General features: G+C 49.5%; 1 protein-coding gene. It reads right to left on the bottom strand.

From position 1 onward, the window contains the following. Nucleotides 1-13 precede the first annotated feature (13 nt). Nucleotides 14-1,438, bottom strand: a complete 1,425-nt coding sequence (locus tag M3N64_RS13945; protein WP_249104284.1) for an IS5 family transposase — start codon at nucleotides 1,436-1,438, stop codon at nucleotides 14-16. Nucleotides 1,439-1,528: the final 90 nt, after the last annotated feature.

The raw sequence follows: 1,528 nt of genomic DNA, 5'->3' as shown, positions 1-1,528 counted from the left end.
AGTGGATGCTGAATTAGGCTGGTAGAAATTCAGTCTCTTTCCGTATTTTGTAGCTAATCGTTAGGTAGGTATCCTTGATTTTTATGACCAGTAAAAGGGCCAAAGAAAAAAGGCGTAAGACCGTATCGATATTCGCCATCGTGATCCCCATATCAATGGTGACCGCAATCGTTTCAGCGGTTTTGGCGCGTACTAAACCTAGACCGCACTTTTGCTTGATAAAAGCAAAACGACGTTCAATTTCCCCTCGACGATTCTCAGCATCACGTGCTGCTGCGTTGTCGGCGCGCCGTTGCTTTTCATCAACGTTCTTGGGTTTGCGACCGAGCTTGGGTCCTATAATCGTAATGCCTCGCTCTTTGGCAAACGCGATGTTTTCACGATTGCGGTACAGTTTGTCGGCCAACACTTCGTCGGGGTAATGATCGTGCTGTTCTTTATAGCGCTCAATGGCCTTTTGGAAGTCGGTACTTTCATTAAACGCGTTGAAATCGACACGTTCGATTTCGATGATCCCGTCTTGAATCGAGACATCGATTTTCGGACCAAACTCAGTGTTTTGTTTCGCCTTGCCCCGCTTGATTGGGCGCACGTATGGCTGGGACAGACTGACAATCCGATGCTCCACTCGATGTGTCTTATTTCGGTACATGAACTCCTGCTGCGTAAACAGCTGCTGGATCGTGGTCAATCGGCTGCGTTGCTTCTCTGTTAATTCACCGCCTTTTGCGCGCAGCTCGTCGACATAACGCAAGTCACGTCGCACGTATTGCAGTTGCGCTTTGACTTGGTGGCGCGTTTCCTTAGCTGGGCGACAAGGCTTCTTGGTAAAGGTGACATAGGCTTTATGTGCTTCTCGTTTGTACGTCCGTGGAATGGGGACGTTGAGCTGATGAGCCAGTTCCGTAATCATTTTTTCAAGGAAGGTGCGGGCCTGATTGAGTAAGGAATGGTCTTGTGGAAAGCGGATGTTGACTGGCGTGACCGTGGCATCAAGGATCATCGTCCCGTCGCTGCCCACACTGCCTTGAAGCCGGTCTTTACACCAAGCGCCCATGATTTGGCGCAACTGGGTACTGATGGGGGCGATCCGTTTTCGAAAATGCGTGAGGGCAGAAGGGTCAAAGGGTCGGCTGACCACGTAAGTGGGACAACCGATGAAGTACTGATAAGCGGGCGTATCCCGAATAGCCTTGACCACATCAGCATCAGAAAGGCCCGTGGACTGCTTAATGAGCTGGGCGCCAAAAAGAAGCCGAAAGGGTTTGCCCGCTCGGCCAAGTGAGGACGGAAAAACGACACGATAAACATCCTCCATCTGGGTCCACGGCAACTGATCCGCGAGCTGAACCCATTTATTCTCCGGGCTTAAGGAGACACCCAATTCCTGACCGAAAGACTCGATCGAAAGTTGAACCGTTTTTGTCCGATAAACCATTCCAAGCACCCCATCTATTAAAAAATGCACAGAAAATCGCATCACAGTGCGTTATTCCATGCATTTATTATACACCAAATAGGAGATTAA

The organism is Sporolactobacillus mangiferae (genome assembly GCF_023336505.1).
Lineage (GTDB): Bacteria > Bacillota > Bacilli > Bacillales > Sporolactobacillaceae > Sporolactobacillus > Sporolactobacillus mangiferae.
Note: the sequence above shows the minus strand (reverse complement) of the source record. Positions and strands in the feature narration are given on the sequence as shown.

Coding starts and splice junctions, on each gene's coding strand:
- M3N64_RS13945 (WP_249104284.1), bottom strand. CDS start 1,438: ATGGTTTATCGGACAAAAACGGTTCAACTTTCGATCGAGTCTTTCGGT.